Raw genomic sequence first — 15,592 nt, forward strand, 5'->3', positions numbered from 1 at the left:
GCGCCAAGTGCAGCGACTGCCACGTGCCGCACAACTGGACCGACAAGATGGCGCGCAAGATGCAGGCCTCCAAGGAGGTCTGGGGCAAGGTCTTCGGCACCATCGACACGCCGGAGAAGTTCGCCGCGATGCGCCGCACGCTGGCCGAGCACGAGTGGGAGCGGCTCAAGGCCAACAACTCGCTGGAGTGCCGCAACTGCCACCAGTTCGAGTCCATGGACTTCACGCGCCAGAGCCCGCGCGCGGTGGCCGCGCACAGCACCGACCTTGCCAGCGGGCAGAAGACCTGCATCGATTGCCACAAGGGCATCGCGCACAAGCTGCCCGACATGTCCGGCGTCGAGAAGGTGCGCTAGGAACCACATGCTGGGTGTGATTCATCTGCGGTCTGAGTACGATATGCCGCTGCTGTGCGAATGTTTGCGCGCTCAGCAGCCTGAGCAAGCCGTGTCGCCTGCCGCAGAGGTTGCCGTCGGCGCATGAGCTCACCTCCTGTTTCGCTGCCATCCGGTTCGCAAGCCACCTGGGCGCCTTGGCGCCGCCTGGCGTCGCCACCGGTGTTCGAGGCCTGGGTGGCGCGCTGGTGGGCGCCGCTGGCGCTGCTGGGGCTGCCCTGTGCCCTGGCCGGGCTGTGGCTCACCTTCCTCGTCGCGCCGGCCGACGCGCGCCAGGGCGAGTCGGCGCGGCTGCTGCCGCTGCACGTGGCCGCGGCCTGGATGTCGATGTGGCTCTACGCCGTGATGGCCTTCTGGTCGGGCATGGCGCTGGTGTGGCGCGGCCGGGTCACGTCGGCGCTGGCGCAGGCCATGGCGCCCACGGGGGCGCTGTTCTGCGCGCTGGCGCTGCTCAGCGGCGCGCTGTGGGGCCGCCCGACCTGGGGCACCTGGTGGGCGTGGGACGCGCGGCTGGCCTCGCAGCTGCTGCTGTTGCTGCTGTACCTGGGCGTGATCGGGCTGCGCGCGGCCTTCGACGACGAGCGCCGCGCGGCGCGGCTGGCCGCGCTGCTGTCGCTGGTGGGGGCGGTGAACCTGCCGGTGATCTGGTTCTCGGTGCAGTGGTGGAACACGCTGCACCAGGGCGCCACGCTCACGCCGCGCGGCGCGTCGCTGCAGACGAGCCAGCTCGCCGCGCTGGTGCTGATGTTCCTGGCGGCCTGGGCCTATGCCGCGGCCATGACGCTGCTGCGCGCGCGCTGCATCCTGGCCGAGCAGCGCCTGGCGCCGCCGCGGCCGCGGCCCACCGTGCCGGCCTGGCGCTGAACCCGGGGAGACGACCACGATGAGCGGCATCGACTGGACCCTCCTCTGGCACATGGGCGGCCACGGCGCCTACGTCTGGGGCGGCTGGGGGCTGGCCGCGCTGGCGCTGGGCGCGGAGTTTTTCGCCCTGCGGCGGCGGGCGCGGCGGCTGCCGGCGCCGCGTGCCGTGCCGGGCCCGCGCGGCCGGGTCTTCAGTCCCCGCGTGTCCGAGGCCGCGCCCGGGCGCGACGCGCAGGAGCGGCCATGACGCCGCGCCGTCGCCGCACGCTGGCCCTGGCCGCCATGCTGGCGCTGCTGGCCGTCGCCGCGGCGCTGCTGCTGGGCGCGCTGCGGCACAACCTCAACTTCTTCCTGGCCCCGGGCGAGCTGCTGCAGCAGCGTCCCGACCCGCAGCAGCGCCTGCGCCTGGGCGGCGTGGTCGAGGCCGGGTCGCTGCAGCGCGAGCCCGGCAGCATGACCGTGCGCTTCGTGGTGGCCGAGGGCGAGCACCGCGTGCCGGTGCGCTACAGCGGGCTGCTGCCCGACCTGTTCGGCGAGGGGCAGGGCGTGGTGGCGGGCGGGCGCCTGGCCCGCGACGGCGTGTTCGAGGCGCACGAGGTGCTGGCCAAGCACGACGAGAACTACCGCGCCCCCGTCGGGGAGTCGCGGCCGGCCTGGGTGAAGCCGTGATCCCGGAGCTGGCGCACTTCGCCGCCATCCTCGCGCTGTGGCTGGCGCTGCTGCAGGCGGCCTGCGTGGCGGGCGCAGCGCCCGAGGACGTGACGCTGAAACTGCGGCTGGCGCGGCGCTGCGCGGCGGCGAGCTGCGCGCTGCTGGCGCTGTCGCTGGCCGGGCTGGCCTGGAGCTTTTACGCGCTGGACTTCTCGGTGCGCTACGTGGCGCAGCATTCGCACTCCACGCTGCCGTTGGCCTACCGCATCGCGGCGGTGTGGGGCAGCCACGAGGGCTCGATGCTGCTGTGGCTGCTGGTGCTGTCGCTGTGGGGCGCGGCCGCCGCGCGCTTCAGCCGCAGCCTGCCCGAAGGTTTTGCTTTGCGGCTGCTGGGCGGCATGGGGCTGGTGGTGGCGGCCTTCGGGCTGTACGTGCTGGGGGCGTCGTCGCCCTTCACGCGGCTGCTGCCGCCGCCGGCCGACGGGGCCGACCTCAACGCGCTGCTGCAGGACCCGGCCATGGTGCTGCACCCGCCCGCGCTGTACCTGGGCTACGTCGGCTTTGCCGTGCCCTTCGCCTTCGCGCTGGCGGTGTTGTGGGAGCGCGAGCTGCGCCCGGAGTGGGCGCGCTGGCTGCGGCCCTGGGTGCTGGCAAGCTGGGCGCTGCTTGGGCTGGGCATCGGGCTGGGCAGCGCCTGGGCCTACTACGTCCTGGGCTGGGGCGGCTGGTGGTTCTGGGACCCGGTGGAGAACGCCGCGCTGCTGCCCTGGCTGGTCGGCACGGCGCTGCTGCACGTGCTGGCCGTGGCGCAGCGCCGCGGCGGGCAGACGGTGGCCGTGCTGCTGCTGTGCATCGCCGGCTTCGCGCTGGCGCTCATCGGCACCTTCATCGTGCGCTCGGGCGTGGTCACCTCGGTGCACGCCTTCGCCTCGGACCCGCGCCGCGGCCTGTTCATCCTGGCGCTGATCGTGGCGCTCATCGGCGGGGCGCTGCTGCTGTGGGCGCTGCGCCCGCCGCGCGCGGCCGCGCCGCCGGCGCAGGCGCTGCTGTCGCGCGAGACGCTGCTGCTGTCGAACCTGCTGCTGATGGCGGTGGCCGCGGCCTCGGTGCTGCTGGCCACGCTCTACCCGATGGCGCTGGAGGCGCTGGCACATACGCGCATCTCGGTGGGCGCGCCGTATTTCGAGGCGGTGATGGTGCCGCTGCTGGCGCCGGCGGTGTTCCTCATGGGCGTGGCGCCCTTCGCCGCCTGGGGCCGCGCCCAGGCGCTGCCGCTGGCGCGCCGGCTGCGCTGGGCCGCGGCGGCCAGCGCGGCCGCGGCCCTGGCGGCCATGGCGCTGCTGGGCCGCTGGAGCCCGCTGTTCGGCCTGGGGCTGTGGCTGGCGGGCTGGACTTTCGCCACCACGCTGCAGCAGGTTCTCAGCAGTCCGCGCGCCGACCGTGCCGCCTGGGGCATGCGGCTGGCACACCTGGGCGTGGGCGTGTTCGTGCTGGGCGTGTGCGCCGTCAAGGGGCTGGAGGTCGAGCGCGAGCTGCCGCTGGCGGTGGGCGAGAGCGCCACGCTGGGCCCGTACCGGGTGCAGCTGCAGGCGGTGCAGCCGCTGCAGGGCGTGAACCACGACGGCGTGCAGGCGCGCGTGGCGGTGTGGCGCGAGGACGGCACGCCGGTGGCGCAGCTCGCGCCGCAGCGCCGCGCCTTCCGCGCCCAGGACCAGACCATCGCCGTGCCGGCCATCGACCGCGGTCCCTGGCGCGACGTCTACGTGGCGCTGGGCGACCCGCTGGGCGCCGGGCGCTGGGCGCTGCGCTTGCAGCTGAAACCGATGGTCAACTGGATCTGGGCCGGCGTGCTGCTGATGTCGCTGGGCGGCGCGCTGGCGGCACTGGACCGGCGCCGCCGGCCGCAGGCCGCACCCGCGTCCGCGGACGCGCCCCGGCCGGTGGCGGAACCGGCCTCCGGCGCCGCGCCACTGCGCCGGCCGGCCTGGGCGCGGGAGTAAGCCCCGGACATGGCCGTGCGCTGGTCGTCCCTGAAATCCGCAGCCCCGGCCCGGCCCGGGCTGCGCCGCCGCTGGCGCGCGCTGCTGCTGGCGCACGGGCTGCAGCGCGATCCGCGCGCGCTGCCCTCGGCGCTGGTGGGCCACCCGGCGCCGGCCTTCGTGCTGCCGCGGCTCGACGACCCGGCGCAACGCCTGGACAGCCGCGCGCTGCAGGGCCGGCCCTGGGTGCTCAACGTCTGGGCTTCGTGGTGCGGGCCTTGCCGCGAAGAGATGCCGCAGCTGCAGCAGTTGGCCACGCGCGGCGTGCCGGTGCTGGGCCTGGACTACAAGGACGATGCCGCCGCGGCCCGGGCCTGGCTGCGCGCCGCCGGGGCTTCGCCCTTCGAGCACGCGGTGCTGGACGCCGACGGCCGCGCCGCGCTGGACTGGGGCGTCAGCGGCGTGCCGGAAACCTTCGTCATCGACGCGCAGGGCATCGTGCGCGGGCGCTTCGTGGGCGCGCTCACGCCGCAGATGCTGCAGCGCGAGTTCTGGCCACTGTGGCGGAAGTTGCAGCCATGAGGCGTACCGTGGCGGCACTGCTGCTGGCCAGGGCCGCGCTGGGCGCGGGCGTGGCCGGTGCGGCTGATGCCGATGCGCCGCTGCCGCCGGCGCAGGAGGCGCGCGCGCACCGGCTGGCGCAGGAGTTGCGCTGCCCGGTGTGCCAGAACCAGACCCTGGCCGAGTCCGAGGCGCCGCTGGCGGCGGACCTGCGCGCGCAGGTCCGCGCGCAGGTGGCGGCCGGGCACAGCGACGCGCAGGTGCGCGACTTCATGGTCCGCCGCTACGGCGACTTCGTGCTGTACGAACCGCCGCGCAATGCCCAGACACTGCTGCTGTGGCTGGGGCCCTTTGCGCTGCTGGGTGGCGGAGCCTTCGTCCTGTGGCGCCGGGTGCGCAACGGTACGCGGGCCGCTGCGCCCGACGGGGATGACAGGGTGTTGGCCGAAGAAAGCCCACCTGCGGCTGCCGCCCGCGGGTCCGTGTCGGGGAAGGAAATGAAGGCATGACGCCGCTTCTGGCTTTCTGGCTGGCCGCGGGCGCGCTGGCCGTGGCGGTGACGCTGCTGGTGCTGCGGCCAGCCGCGGCGGCCGCTGCCGGACCCGGCCGGCCCTGGTGGCCGCGCGCGCTGGCCGCGGCGTTGCTGCCGCTGGCGGCGGTGCTGAGCTACGCGCGGCTGGGGGCGCCGGGCGCCATCGGCCGCGATGAGCCGCCGCCGCACCGGCTGCAGGAGGCCGACATGGCCGGCATGGTGCAGGGGCTGCAGGCGCGGCTGCGGGCGCAGCCCCAGGATCTGCCGGGCTGGTTCACGCTGGCGCACTCGCTGGAGGTGCTGGAGCGCTGGAGTGAGGCAGCCGACGCCTGGCGTGAGGCGTTGCGCTTAGCGCCCGATGATTCAGACCTGCTGGCCAACGCCGCCGACGCCGTGGCCACGGCGCAGGGCGGCCAGCTCGACCGGAACGTGAACCTCCTCATCCGATCGGCAATCGACGGTCGAGTCGCTTTCAACACCTGCGCTGTCGTCATGCCACGAGTATGCCGGGCGGGGCGCTACACCGAGGCCGTCCGACCGAACGCAGCCGTGGTCGTTGCAGCGCTACGGCGGCATTAGAGCAGGACAGCCTGCCCAGCAATTGGCGTTGACACAAGGAAAGTCGTAACCCATCCGGAGCACTGTTCCCCTGGGAGGCCGGCAAAGCCGTGGCCGGGAAACGCTGCACATTCGGCAACTAAAGTCGTAACGCTCGGCTCGGTTGCAACGAAAGTTGTTTCGCTCTAAACGGCTCTGCCGAGGCAGCTGACCCCTTCATCGGCCGCCCTTCCCTCAGGAGCTGGCTGCAGCGCGACCGATGAACACGACTTTGGTTGAAATTTGGGAACGACTTTAGTTGTATGAACGCGACCAGCAGACCTGCCTGTCCAGCAGCTCTGCTCTGGGATTGATAACTATGATTATCAATACAACGGAAAAACAGTCACTTGTCCCTGGTGTCATGGATAGCGTGGACAAAGGCGTGGCATGACAAGCACTTGGGTCGGTCAGGCGCCGAACTTCAAAGCTGGATGGCACTCTGCCAAGGCGCCCGCCTGACGTTCCGCAGTCCGGCGTGGCGTCAAGATCGCCCAGTGGCATGAGCGCCTCTCAAATTGCAGGCTGCGGCCCTCTGCCCTGCTGCGGTGTCGCGGCCACCACGCCCAGCTGGGCCAGCAGTTGCGCCGGCCGCATCCAGTAGCGTGCTTCGCCGCCACAGCCGCGGTCGAACCACGCCAGGTTCAGCGCCTCATAGACAGGCTGCCACGCCTGGCCGTGGCGCAGCAGCAGCGCAGGGTTGGGCACGTAGCGGCCGTGGCGTGCCCGGCGCCAGAGCCGACGCGCCGGCTGGTAGTCGCTGTCAGCCTCCGCGCGGGCCAGCACGTGGTTCAGGTAGCTGCGCTTGCGTCGCTTGTCGCTCCACAGGTGCGGTGGCAGCGCTTCGAGCGTGCCTTGCAGTTGCTCGGCGAGAAAGCCTTCCTGGTATTTCCAGGGCTCCAGCGGCCGATACGGGCAACGCGACCATTGGGTCTTCAGGCCCGCCAGCATCAGCGTGAGCACCCAGTACTCGCCCTGGTGGCGTTCAATGCGCACAAGGCGCCCATCGACCTGCACGTCGATGGCCGCAGGGGCGAGCAGGTCGAACAGCGCCGGTAGCCCCGTCCTGGCGAACTCCGGCTCCTCCAGCGCGCGGTTGGCCGCGAACAGCCAGGCCGTGTGCCCGAACTCGTCGCGCACTTGCGGATCGGCGCCCTTCTCGAGCAGCGCCTGCACCAGCGGTGCGTTGCCGGCACGCGCCGCCAGCATCAGTGGCGTGGCGCCCACCGGCGTGCGATGGTCCACGCCGTGCGCGTCGGCCTGGCGCAGGACTTCCTTGTAGTTCTTTGCCGCGTAGGGCTGCAGATGACGCTGGCGCAGCGCCGCCACTGTGCGCCGCACCAGCTGCTCGCCTTGCTCCCAAAGCGGCGGCCGGAAGGCGTCACGGGTGTCGTTCCAGCCGGCACCGAGGAATTCGCCGTCCACGACCAGCTGGCGCGCCCCAGGGAAGTTCACCGTCGACAGCTGTTCGATCCAGTGCTGCTGCCCGTGCCAGAGCGCGTAGTCGAAGATCACCTGCCGGGGCTTGGCGCTGGGGCTGGCGGCGTCCAACGCCTTGAGCGCGAGCTGCTCGATGTGCGGCTGGTCCCAGGGCGTCCAGGGCACCGGACGGTGCTGCAGGAAAGCGTCGCGGATCGCCTGGGCCTGCTCGGCCTTGCCCTGCAGCTCCAGCTTGCGCGCCTCCTGCGCCCACTCGTCCCTCGTCGAAGCACGCGCCGCCTGCAGCCGCGCCTCGCCCGCTTGCAGGCCCAGCAAGTCCAGCAGCGGGTGAGCTGTGTCGGACTCCACCAGCGTGAGCGAGCGCACCGCACGCGTCATGGCGACGTACAGCGCGTTGACGTAGAACTTGTAGACCTCCAGCGAGCGGTCGGTCTTGTCACGCGCCCGGGCGTAGTCCAGGCTCTCGCGCTGCACGTCGGCTGCCGTCACCCCCTCGCACACCTCGGCGTACGCGGCGCGTTGCCCCGACACCAGGTTGAACAGCACCACGTGCGGGTACTCCAGGCCCTTCGCCTCGTGCACCGAGAACAGCAGCGGCGTGCGGAAGTATTCCCGAGCCACGGCCTTGTCCTCGTCGCGCAGCACGATGACCGCGTGCTGCACGGACGCGCGCGTGGCCGCGTCCAGCGCTTTGAGGGCGGCGTCCTTGGCCGGCACCAGGGTGACCTCCCCTTCCTCGCCCGAGGTGCTGGTGACCAGGAAGTTGCTCTCGCGGTCCACCGAGCCGAAGCGCGACTGCTTGACCTTGAGCAGCCGGTTGGCCAGCTCCGTGACGCGGCGGGTGTTGCGGAAGTTGGCCTGCAGCACGTGCAGCTGCTGGCGCTGTGCCGCCGCGCCGGCCAGGCCGTGCCAGAACATCGTCTTGACCGCGGCCCAGGAGAAGAAGTTGGGGTGCACGATCTGGTTGCTGTCGCCGCACAGCAGGAACTGCCCCGGGGCTTTCAGCGTCGCCAGCACCAGCGCCAGCTGCACCGGGGTGAAGTCCTGCACCTCGTCCACCACCACGAAGTCGTACTCGGCCGTAGCCAGCGCGCGCCACTCGTGCGCCACCAGGTTGGCGTCGAACAGCCCGGCCTCGGCGAGCCACTGGCGGTAGCGCTGGAACAGGCCGTGCGTCGCCTCGCGCGCGGCGGCCGGCAGCAGGCTCTGGCGCGGGCCCAGGGCCAGGTAGTCCTGCAGCGCCAGCGGTCCGCCCGGCTGCGCGCCTATGACGCCCCGGAACTCCTCGAACAGCGCATGGGCGTCGAAGTCGCCCAGTGCCCGGACGGCTTGGCGGTGGCGGTCGAACCAGCCGCGAAACGCCTTCAAGTCCACCTCGCGCCCCGGCGGCACGCGCATGGTTTCCAGCAGTTCCCGAAAGCTCAGGAAGTCCGCCTCCTGTGCCGGGTTCTCGAAGGCGTGGGCGCCGTAGAGCGAAAGCGCCCCCTGCGCGAGGTACGGCGAGAGCGTGACGTACAGCACCCGCCCGGGCAGTTCGCGCAGCCGCGAAATGGTCAGTGCCGTCTTGCCGGAGCCCGCGGATCCCGCCACCACGAGCGGTAGAGGCAACCGCGAGAGCGCGTCCTGCGCGTCGTCGAACACCACGGGCTTGTCCAGCAATTCGAACTGCACGCGCTGTGGGTGCAGCCAGCGCAGCGGAGCAAGTTCGGCCTCGGGCACCGCCGCAGCATCGGCGGTCGGCTCGTGCTCGATCTTGGCCTCGTCCACCGCGGCTCCCCGCAGGAAGCGCGAGTGGTCGTAGGCATGGTTGAGGATGACCTCCAGCGCCAGGCACACCATTTGGCCGTCGATGCGCGCGAACTGCAGCAGCAGCCGGTTGGCATGGTCCAGCCGCGCGCGGTAGTAAGGCCCAGCATGCAGCTTCTTCACGTCGGCCGAACGGAAGTCGCCGGTCTCGATGGCGGCACGCACTTTCTCGAAGGCCGGACGCACACGCCGCAAGTCGAGGTCCTTGTACTGGAGAAGACGCATAGGGTGGCGGGTCGGGAAACAGGAGATGCTGGTGCGGCCATGCATGCCCCCGTTCGGTTTGCAGGGGTCGGTTCTGCTGTCAGTCTTCAGGCGCCAGATAGAGTTTCACCCGGCTCGTGGTCCAGGTGGCCACGCCGGTGCCGAAGAAATCAGCGTCCTCTGTCCATACCGGACAGCCCAACACCAGCGCACAAGCCAGCGCCGGCCAGTCGTCGAGATCACGCTCGGCAATGCGCGCCAGGGCCTGGCCCTGCAGCGGCTGGTAGACCTCTGCGTCAAGCGGATGCACTACCGCTTCCAAGGCGTCCAGAACCGCCAGCGTGGCGGCGCTGTCCACGCCGCGTTTTTCCAACAAGGCCGGTAGGTACTTGTGCGCCTCGATGTACGCGGTGTCGGGGGCGAAAAAGCTCACCTCCCTGGCGTGGTCCGCGATGAGTCGGCGCACCCGCACGCCCAGGACTGCGCGGATGAGGATGTTGGCGTCCAGGACGATGGCCCGCTGGATCATGGCCACTGACGGCTGCTGCGAAGGTGGCCTCACACGCGCTTGCGGCCTGGCCGATGGCCTGACGCATCGGCGGCCCGGGCGGCCTTGAATTCCGCTGCCACTTCCTCGACGTCAACGCCCTGGGCGGCCAGCAGGTGGTCGAGCTGTTCCCAGACCTGTTGCAGGGCGGCCATGTCCGCTTCTGCCTGAGCGTGCGTGGGAATGAAGTAGCCCACGGTCTGCCCGTGACGCGTGACCGCCACTGGCTTGTCTGCGGCGATGTACTCGGCAAGACCTGCACGGAACTCGCGGATGCCGACCTTGGTGGGTTCCATGGTGTGCTCCAAACATGGGAAAGAACACCTCAATTGTGCATCACTGTGTACACAAATGCGAGTTGCTGCCCTTGTGAAGCTGCCCAGCATCGCGCACATGGGCAAACTGGTGCGGCCAGAACCGTGACCACGCTGCACCAGGTGGCTTCCTCCGAAATCCATGCGGGACGCTGCGGTTTGCATGGAGCCGCTGGCCCGGACCAGCTGCCCCGCCCTGCCCAACCCGAACGGCGGCATGTTCACGTAGATGCTCTCGTAGCTGCCGGCAGCGGCGAGGTAGGTTTCGTGCCAGATGCCCACCGAGCCGTCCGTGCCTACGGCGCGGTTGAACCGGCGCCAGGCCGGCAGGTGCGCTGCCGTCCTGTCGTGGGCGTAGGCCTGCAGCTGCTCGATGCTGCGCCAGTACTGCACCATGATGGCGGTGCGGCCGAGCCAGCTCTCGGCGTGCAGGAAACCCATCTCCGGATGGCGTTGCAGCTCGTTGATCATGCGCGGCATGGCGCCGAGCACGGGCAGCCACTTGTGCACGAGCCAGGGCTTGTTGATACGCAGGCCGATCAGGAACACGACGAAGTTGCCGTCGATGGTGGCGGCCAGGCGCTCGTTGCGGATCATGGGTGTGCTTCCCGTCGTCAAGGATGGCGGCCACGGCGCGGATTCAGCGCAAGCGCTCCAGGAAGTGTCGGCCACCACGATGTGGCGGATCGCGTTCACCAACCGGCGCTAGCTCGCCAGGAACGGCAATGCCGGCCCGGCGGCCAGGGCCGCGCTGCCGCGCTCTGATTCTTGGGCGAGCTCGCCCGAGCTTACGGCCACGGCGCGCACGAGCCGCTCCAGCTCACGACGGCACAGGGCTGCCTGAAGCTCCATCGCCTCGTCGGCCGTGAGCAGGGCCTGAGGCGTGACGGCGCCAAACGCGCGCGCTGTGGGCAACTGGACGCCCTGCTCGACAGCATCGGTTTCGAATTCGAAGGCTTCAGCGGCAGCAGCGCCGACGCGATGAACGCGGTTGCCATCGCCGACGACTGGGCACGGGGCGGACGCGCGGGAGCACGGCAGGCACTGGCGGCCTCCTGGTCCGCCATCTGACGAATGATGCCCGCCGCCTTGCTGGGCCAGCGCCCCGGCGAGGACGTCAGCCTGTCGCCGGCCGGCCGCATGCTCGCGAGCTTGGCCACGCAGTTCTCGCCGGCGCAGCGCAACCCGATGGCGCTCAACGGCGTGCGCGGCCGCTGGTGCGACGTGTCGGTATCGAACGGCTGTGCCGGCACAGTCCCTTCAAACTGTTCATCGGCACGACGCAGGGCCAACACCGGGCGGCTTTGCGTGTCCCGGAAGTCTGAGCTGAGTGCCGAAGTGCAGCTGGCCTCGGCCTGCCTGCCCTGTCTCCACGCCTCCGTCGACATCAACGGACAGCCGTACTGGGTTGGTGGCTACAGCGCCGACCCGACCGTGTTCCCGCTGTTCCGTGAGTGCACCAGCACCGATGTGCTGTTGCAGCTGTTGAGCCCCTTGACGCGCGCCGACATCCCGCACACCTCGGCCGGGATACACGAGCGCGTCACAGAACTGGGCTCCCACGCCCACTTCATGCGCGGGAGGCCGCTCTTCTCACGCGCCATGTCCATTGCCGCGCCGTCCTTCATCGACCATGGTCGGCTGGAGCGCAAGCTGCAAGTCATGCGGCTTTCACAGGATCGAACCCGGTTCCTGCCCGAGCACGCAGCGGCAGGAAACGCGGCTACTGGCCCATGGGCCGCATCTGGAGCTGCTGTACGGCAAGGGCCGGAAGCGAGGCCCGGCCTGGCTGGCCAAGCACGCGGGTGCGAGCGGCGTGCGCTCCAGCACCGACGGGGCGCACCGCTTCGGCTGAACGCCACGTTGCCCCGCATGATCAAGGCTGGTGGCGCAAGCCACACCTGCACAAAAGCTCTCACGGTTCACAGCACTCGTCCCGGGACGCAGGCTTCGTGTGCCGCGCACAAAAGCTCTCACACTTGGCGGGACGCCTGGACCCGCAGGTTGGGCGCGTGTGGGTTCACGGGCAGGCCTGCACCGTCTGCTCTGCCCCTTCAGCCGGTCGTTCGGCATTCCAGGTTGCTGGCATGCCGGACGCTGGGATCCATGAACCTGCCGCCTTCCCTTGCAGCCGGACTGCTGCGGCTTTGCGCTGGCATTGAAATCCCTCTTTAAGGTCGTCTGCGCTTCATTTAACGCGACCCCTGGCCAGGACATGCGCTGTGGCGACGTGGCGTGAGGCTTCGCGGCGGGTGACAGAGTTCTCCTTGGCCGCGGGCTTGGCCCCCCGACGGTGGCGGCGCAGTCACGCGGGCTGGACAAGGGCCGCAACATCCAGCAGCGCCTGCGCCAGCGACAAGGTATCGAGTTGCTCGTAGGCGAACACGGCGTGAGGTGCGCATTTATGCCGTGCTCGCGCACGATGAAGCACGCCCCTTGTGCGGCCCAGCCGCTACTGCACGTGGGCGTCTTCTGCGGGCATCACGGCGAGCACAAGGCGCTGTCGGGGTCGAAAACCACCAGCGACTGCCCTGACAGTGACGCACCGCGGTTAGCCACGTAGCGGCTCAATGCGCAGTTCGCTGGCCCCGAGATGGTTGCCGTTGAGGATGCGCACGCGCCAGCCCGGGGCCAGCGTCGGCTTGTCGCACTGTAGCGCCAGCCGCGCCATCAGCATCACGGGACCGTGCTGTGTGAAACGCTGCACGCCGGCATCCGCCACCGTCACCGCACACCTCCACTGACATCCGGTGCATCAGTGGCGCAGCGTGCCCGCCATTCGGCCAGGTTGAAGGGGTGGCAGTGAAGCCGCCGAGCCGAAATGCTAAGTGTTTGATTTATAAAGATGTTATTTTATAGCAAGCGTTGCGGACCCCGGTGAAAGCCGACCTGCAATGGAAAAGGGGCCCGAAGGCCCCTTGTGGATACAGCATGTGCCGTGCGCTCACGGCGCCTCAGCCAGGTCACGCAGCAACGCCTCGATCGCTTGCTCGGCGCGCTGGCGGTCCTCCTCGGACTTGAAGCGCACCACGACGCGGTTACCGCTGGCCGTCACGTCGCAAAAGGTCTTGCGGCCCGAGCGGATCACCACCGGCGCGTTCGCCGCGGTGCGGGACGGGCGCTGCGGCGCGCGCACCCAGGCCAGGGCCTTGGACTGGTCGAGCTGCTGTTCGACCACCATTTGCACCGCCCGCGTCACGCGTTCGGGCTGGTCGGCAGAAAGCTGCGCCAAGCCCTGCGCCAAGTTGGCGCCGACACTGCGCGGGTGACTGGCGATCAGCGCCAGTGCGTCAGCGGGCAGCCGCTCGAAGCTCAGCAATTGCGCCACCAGTGAGCGGCTTACGCCAGCCTTCTTCGCCAGCGCTTCCTGAGACATGCCACTGGCACGGCGAATCTGCTCGAAGCCAAGGTACTTGTGATAGTCGGGCAGTTCCGGCGCCAGGAAGTTGTCGAAGAAGACCAGAGCCATGGCTTCTTCGTCGGCATAGTCCTTGACGACGGCGTCGATTTCCTCGCGACCGAGCCGCCGGAAGGCCTCGACCCGGTGGTGGCCCGCGATGATTTCGTAGCCGCCGTCGGCCAGCGTGCGCACCACCACCGGCGAAGCCAGGGCGTTGTGCTCCAGGTTGGCTTGCAGGCCAGCCACCCGGTCCTCGTCGATGCCGGCGGTCTGCCAGCGGCTGGGGCGCAGCGCCTCCAGCCGCAGCACCAGCGGACGCCCGGCGCGGCCTTCCAGTTCCTGCACCTTCGTCTGCAGCTGCTGGTAGCCGGCGGACAGCTGAGCCAACTGCACCGGCGCGCCGATGGAACCCGTGCCACGCGGTCGCAGGGCCACCGGCGCTGCATCGGCCAGCATGGCCGTGATCTCGCCCAGATGGGACTTCACACCCTTGGCCATGTCATTCCTCCGATTCAGGCTCGTTCCACACGTGGCGGCGCGTCATCAGATCGACCTCGTCGACGAACTTGTCGAACGCCACGCGCGCACGCTCATAGGTCTTGGCCGATCCAACGTACTTCTCGACGTCGAAGACGGTCGCCAGCTCCGTGCCGCTGGTCTTGATGGCTTCGGTCAGCGGCAGCTCGCTGCTCATCACGTACTCCCCGTAGAACATGCGGATCCACTTGAGCATCTCCTGCACGCGGCCCTTGTGCGACTCGACCATGCTGGGCACCACGCCCAGCCAGGCGAACAGGCGCTCCCGGTCCGAGACCCGGCGCATCGTCTCGGCCAAGTCGGTAAACATGTTCCAGAACTGCACCGAGCTTTGCAGGCTCAAGCCTTCAGGCACCACCGGCAGGATCAGCGCGTCCGAGGCCCAGTAGGCATTCATGGTCAGGTACGACAGCGCCGGGGGCAGGTCCAGGATGATGTAGTCGTACTCGCTGCGCAGCGGGTGCAGCGCCTGGCTCAGCACTTCCAGGAAGTTGAACTGCTTGCCCTCGCGCTGCGCTTCCATCGAGCGCAGCGGCAGATAGAACTCGGAGGCGAAGAGGCTGGTGGAACCGGCAATCAGGTCCACCCCGCTCCAGTAGGTCGGGCGAATCGACTCGGCAAGCGAGGCGCGGTAGCCCTCGGTGCCGGGCGCGCGCGTCACGGGCTCGACCGTCTCCTCCGCGCCGATGGCGCCCGGGTTCGAACCCATGACGGCCGTGGCGCTGCCCTGCGGGTCCAGGTCCACCAGCAGCACCGAGTACGAGCGCAGCGACAGGCCCTGCGCCAGCGAGGTGGCCAGCGTCGTCTTGCCGATGCCGCCCTTGAACAGGCCCACCGAAATGACGGTGCCCAGCTGCCCGGGCTGGCGTGCGTAGCGGCGCGCCCCGACGTGCCGCACCCAGTCAATGGCCTGCTCCAGCGAGAAGGAGCGGTGCGGCGTGAGCTTGTTGCCGGACTCGTCCGTGACCAGCCCGTTGGCCAGGCCAAACTCCGCCGATTTGTCCAGCAGCCGCAACATGGCCGCATGCGACTTGCCGCACAGCGCCGCCAACTGCGTGGCGTTGAAGCGGGGCGCCCGCTTCTCGCCGGTAGGCCGGTAGATGGCGGAGCGGATGCGCTCCATCATCGAGCTGATTTGGAAGTCAAGCCGGTTGAGGTCGTCCAGCGTCACGCCGCGGGACAGGGCAGGTGTGGGCGACACCGCGTCTGCTGCCATGAGTTTTTCCTTTTCGAAGACAAATCTTATGTTCGGCGGCCTTTTCTTCTTCGGCAACCGTTTTTGAAGCGCCACGCACTATACGTTGCTGCAGCACCCTTGCCCCGTCTGCAGACGCAACAGCACCAGGCAGCGGCTGACGCCTGCGTCCGGGACCAGCCCAATGGGGTTAGAAGGAGGCTGCGGATGCCGGTTTGCACAAAACGGCTCACGTTCAGCGATTCCATGCCCGTTCGCGCAGCGTCCGCCTGCAACGAGACAGCTGCGGCGCCGATGCAGTTGGCTGCACAAAAGCACTCACGGTTGCTGCATGGGATCTGCACGTTTCCACTCACCACAGCGCACAGAAGCTCTCACGCTCAAACCTCGGAAATGCGGATTTCCACTCACCGCAGCGCACAGAAGCTCTCACGTCGGCGCACGAAAGCTCTCACAGCAACACAGCCAAGTCGTTGTTGCACAACGATTTTTCCGTCCGTCAAATAGTGTTGGAATTGGATTGAACTTGTATTGCTCAACTGGCATCAAGGCACGCGTGTTTTTGGCGTG

Annotated in this window: 15 protein-coding genes; 9 read left to right on the forward strand and 6 right to left on the reverse strand. The window is 69.5% G+C overall.

Annotation, left to right across the window (positions count from 1 at the left end):
- From FJ694_RS29270 to FJ694_RS29305, 8 genes are all read left to right on the forward strand, one after another.
- A partial coding sequence (locus tag FJ694_RS29270; RefSeq protein WP_198321061.1) for a NapC/NirT family cytochrome c occupies positions 1–356 on the forward strand: 356 nt, incomplete at its 5' end.
- A gap of 123 nt (positions 357–479) precedes the next feature.
- Complete coding sequence (ccmC, locus tag FJ694_RS29275; protein WP_157271071.1) at positions 480–1,259, forward strand: heme ABC transporter permease CcmC; 780 nt, start codon at positions 480–482, stop codon at positions 1,257–1,259.
- Positions 1,260–1,278: 19 nt separating this feature from the next.
- Positions 1,279–1,506, forward strand: a complete 228-nt coding sequence (gene ccmD, locus FJ694_RS29280) for a heme exporter protein CcmD (protein ID WP_198321062.1) — start codon at positions 1,279–1,281, stop codon at positions 1,504–1,506.
- Complete coding sequence (gene ccmE / locus FJ694_RS29285) at positions 1,503–1,928, forward strand: cytochrome c maturation protein CcmE (RefSeq protein ID WP_157271072.1); 426 nt, start codon at positions 1,503–1,505, stop codon at positions 1,926–1,928. Before ccmD ends, ccmE begins: the two co-directional genes overlap by 4 nt.
- Positions 1,925–3,910, forward strand: a complete 1,986-nt coding sequence (locus FJ694_RS29290; RefSeq protein WP_157271073.1) for a heme lyase CcmF/NrfE family subunit — start codon at positions 1,925–1,927, stop codon at positions 3,908–3,910. Before ccmE ends, FJ694_RS29290 begins: the two co-directional genes overlap by 4 nt.
- A gap of 9 nt (positions 3,911–3,919) precedes the next feature.
- Positions 3,920–4,471, forward strand: coding sequence for a DsbE family thiol:disulfide interchange protein (locus tag FJ694_RS29295; protein WP_157271074.1), 552 nt, complete (start codon positions 3,920–3,922; stop codon positions 4,469–4,471).
- Entirely contained in the window at positions 4,468–4,959 is a 492-nt protein-coding gene (locus tag FJ694_RS37680) for a cytochrome c-type biogenesis protein (protein WP_157271075.1), read from the forward strand. The genes FJ694_RS29295 and FJ694_RS37680 overlap by 4 nt, the downstream gene beginning before the upstream one ends.
- Positions 4,956–5,561 carry a tetratricopeptide repeat protein gene (locus FJ694_RS29305; RefSeq protein WP_157271076.1) on the forward strand — a complete coding sequence of 202 codons (606 nt, stop codon included), beginning with the start codon at positions 4,956–4,958 and terminating at the stop codon, positions 5,559–5,561. Before FJ694_RS37680 ends, FJ694_RS29305 begins: the two co-directional genes overlap by 4 nt.
- 531 nt (positions 5,562–6,092) lie before the next feature.
- Here FJ694_RS29305 and FJ694_RS29310 read toward each other — a convergent pair.
- The 3 genes from FJ694_RS29310 to FJ694_RS37400 all read right to left on the reverse strand — a co-directional run bounded on the left by FJ694_RS29310 (position 6,093) and on the right by FJ694_RS37400 (position 10,487).
- Complete coding sequence (locus tag FJ694_RS29310) at positions 6,093–9,011, reverse strand: ankyrin repeat domain-containing protein (protein WP_232540279.1); 2,919 nt, start codon at positions 9,009–9,011, stop codon at positions 6,093–6,095.
- 118 nt (positions 9,012–9,129) lie between these two features.
- Entirely contained in the window at positions 9,130–9,558 is a 429-nt protein-coding gene (locus tag FJ694_RS29315) for a PIN domain-containing protein (protein WP_157271099.1), read from the reverse strand.
- A gap of 29 nt (positions 9,559–9,587) precedes the next feature.
- A complete protein-coding gene (locus FJ694_RS37400; RefSeq protein ID WP_157271078.1) occupies positions 9,588–10,487 on the reverse strand; it encodes a DUF4188 domain-containing protein in 900 nt (299 codons plus the stop codon).
- Between the two features lie 171 nt (positions 10,488–10,658).
- On the opposite strand from FJ694_RS37400, the gene FJ694_RS29325 reads away from it, so the two are divergent.
- The gene (locus FJ694_RS29325; protein ID WP_157271079.1) at positions 10,659–10,961 is read left to right on the forward strand and encodes a hypothetical protein; all 303 of its coding nucleotides are present in this window, start codon (positions 10,659–10,661) and stop codon (positions 10,959–10,961) included.
- Between the two features lie 1,480 nt (positions 10,962–12,441).
- Here the strand turns inward: FJ694_RS29325 and FJ694_RS29330 are convergent.
- From FJ694_RS29330 to FJ694_RS29340, 3 genes are all read right to left on the reverse strand, one after another.
- Positions 12,442–12,618 carry a hypothetical protein gene (locus FJ694_RS29330; protein ID WP_157271080.1) on the reverse strand — a complete coding sequence of 59 codons (177 nt, stop codon included), beginning with the start codon at positions 12,616–12,618 and terminating at the stop codon, positions 12,442–12,444.
- A 216-nt stretch (positions 12,619–12,834) separates the two neighbouring features.
- Positions 12,835–13,788 (reverse strand): ParB/RepB/Spo0J family partition protein, encoded by a 954-nt coding sequence (locus FJ694_RS29335; RefSeq protein WP_157271081.1) that lies wholly within the window; start codon positions 13,786–13,788, stop codon positions 12,835–12,837.
- A gap of 1 nt (position 13,789) precedes the next feature.
- Entirely contained in the window at positions 13,790–15,043 is a 1,254-nt protein-coding gene (locus FJ694_RS29340) for a ParA family protein (protein WP_157271082.1), read from the reverse strand.
- Positions 15,044–15,592: the final 549 nt, after the last annotated feature.

The sequence above is a fragment of the Azohydromonas aeria genome, from assembly GCF_009760915.1.
GTDB classification, from domain to species: domain Bacteria; phylum Pseudomonadota; class Gammaproteobacteria; order Burkholderiales; family Burkholderiaceae_C; genus Azohydromonas; species Azohydromonas aeria.

Coding starts and splice junctions, on each gene's coding strand:
- FJ694_RS29295 (WP_157271074.1), top strand. CDS start 3,920: ATGGCCGTGCGCTGGTCGTCCCTGAAATCCGCAGCCCCGGCCCGGCCC.
- FJ694_RS29315 (WP_157271099.1), bottom strand. CDS start 9,558: ATGATCCAGCGGGCCATCGTCCTGGACGCCAACATCCTCATCCGCGCA.
- ccmE (WP_157271072.1), top strand. CDS start 1,503: ATGACGCCGCGCCGTCGCCGCACGCTGGCCCTGGCCGCCATGCTGGCG.
- FJ694_RS29340 (WP_157271082.1), bottom strand. CDS start 15,043: ATGGCAGCAGACGCGGTGTCGCCCACACCTGCCCTGTCCCGCGGCGTG.
- ccmC (WP_157271071.1), top strand. CDS start 480: ATGAGCTCACCTCCTGTTTCGCTGCCATCCGGTTCGCAAGCCACCTGG.
- FJ694_RS37400 (WP_157271078.1), bottom strand. CDS start 10,487: ATGATCCGCAACGAGCGCCTGGCCGCCACCATCGACGGCAACTTCGTC.
- ccmD (WP_198321062.1), top strand. CDS start 1,279: ATGAGCGGCATCGACTGGACCCTCCTCTGGCACATGGGCGGCCACGGC.
- FJ694_RS29305 (WP_157271076.1), top strand. CDS start 4,956: ATGACGCCGCTTCTGGCTTTCTGGCTGGCCGCGGGCGCGCTGGCCGTG.
- FJ694_RS37680 (WP_157271075.1), top strand. CDS start 4,468: ATGAGGCGTACCGTGGCGGCACTGCTGCTGGCCAGGGCCGCGCTGGGC.
- FJ694_RS29335 (WP_157271081.1), bottom strand. CDS start 13,788: ATGGCCAAGGGTGTGAAGTCCCATCTGGGCGAGATCACGGCCATGCTG.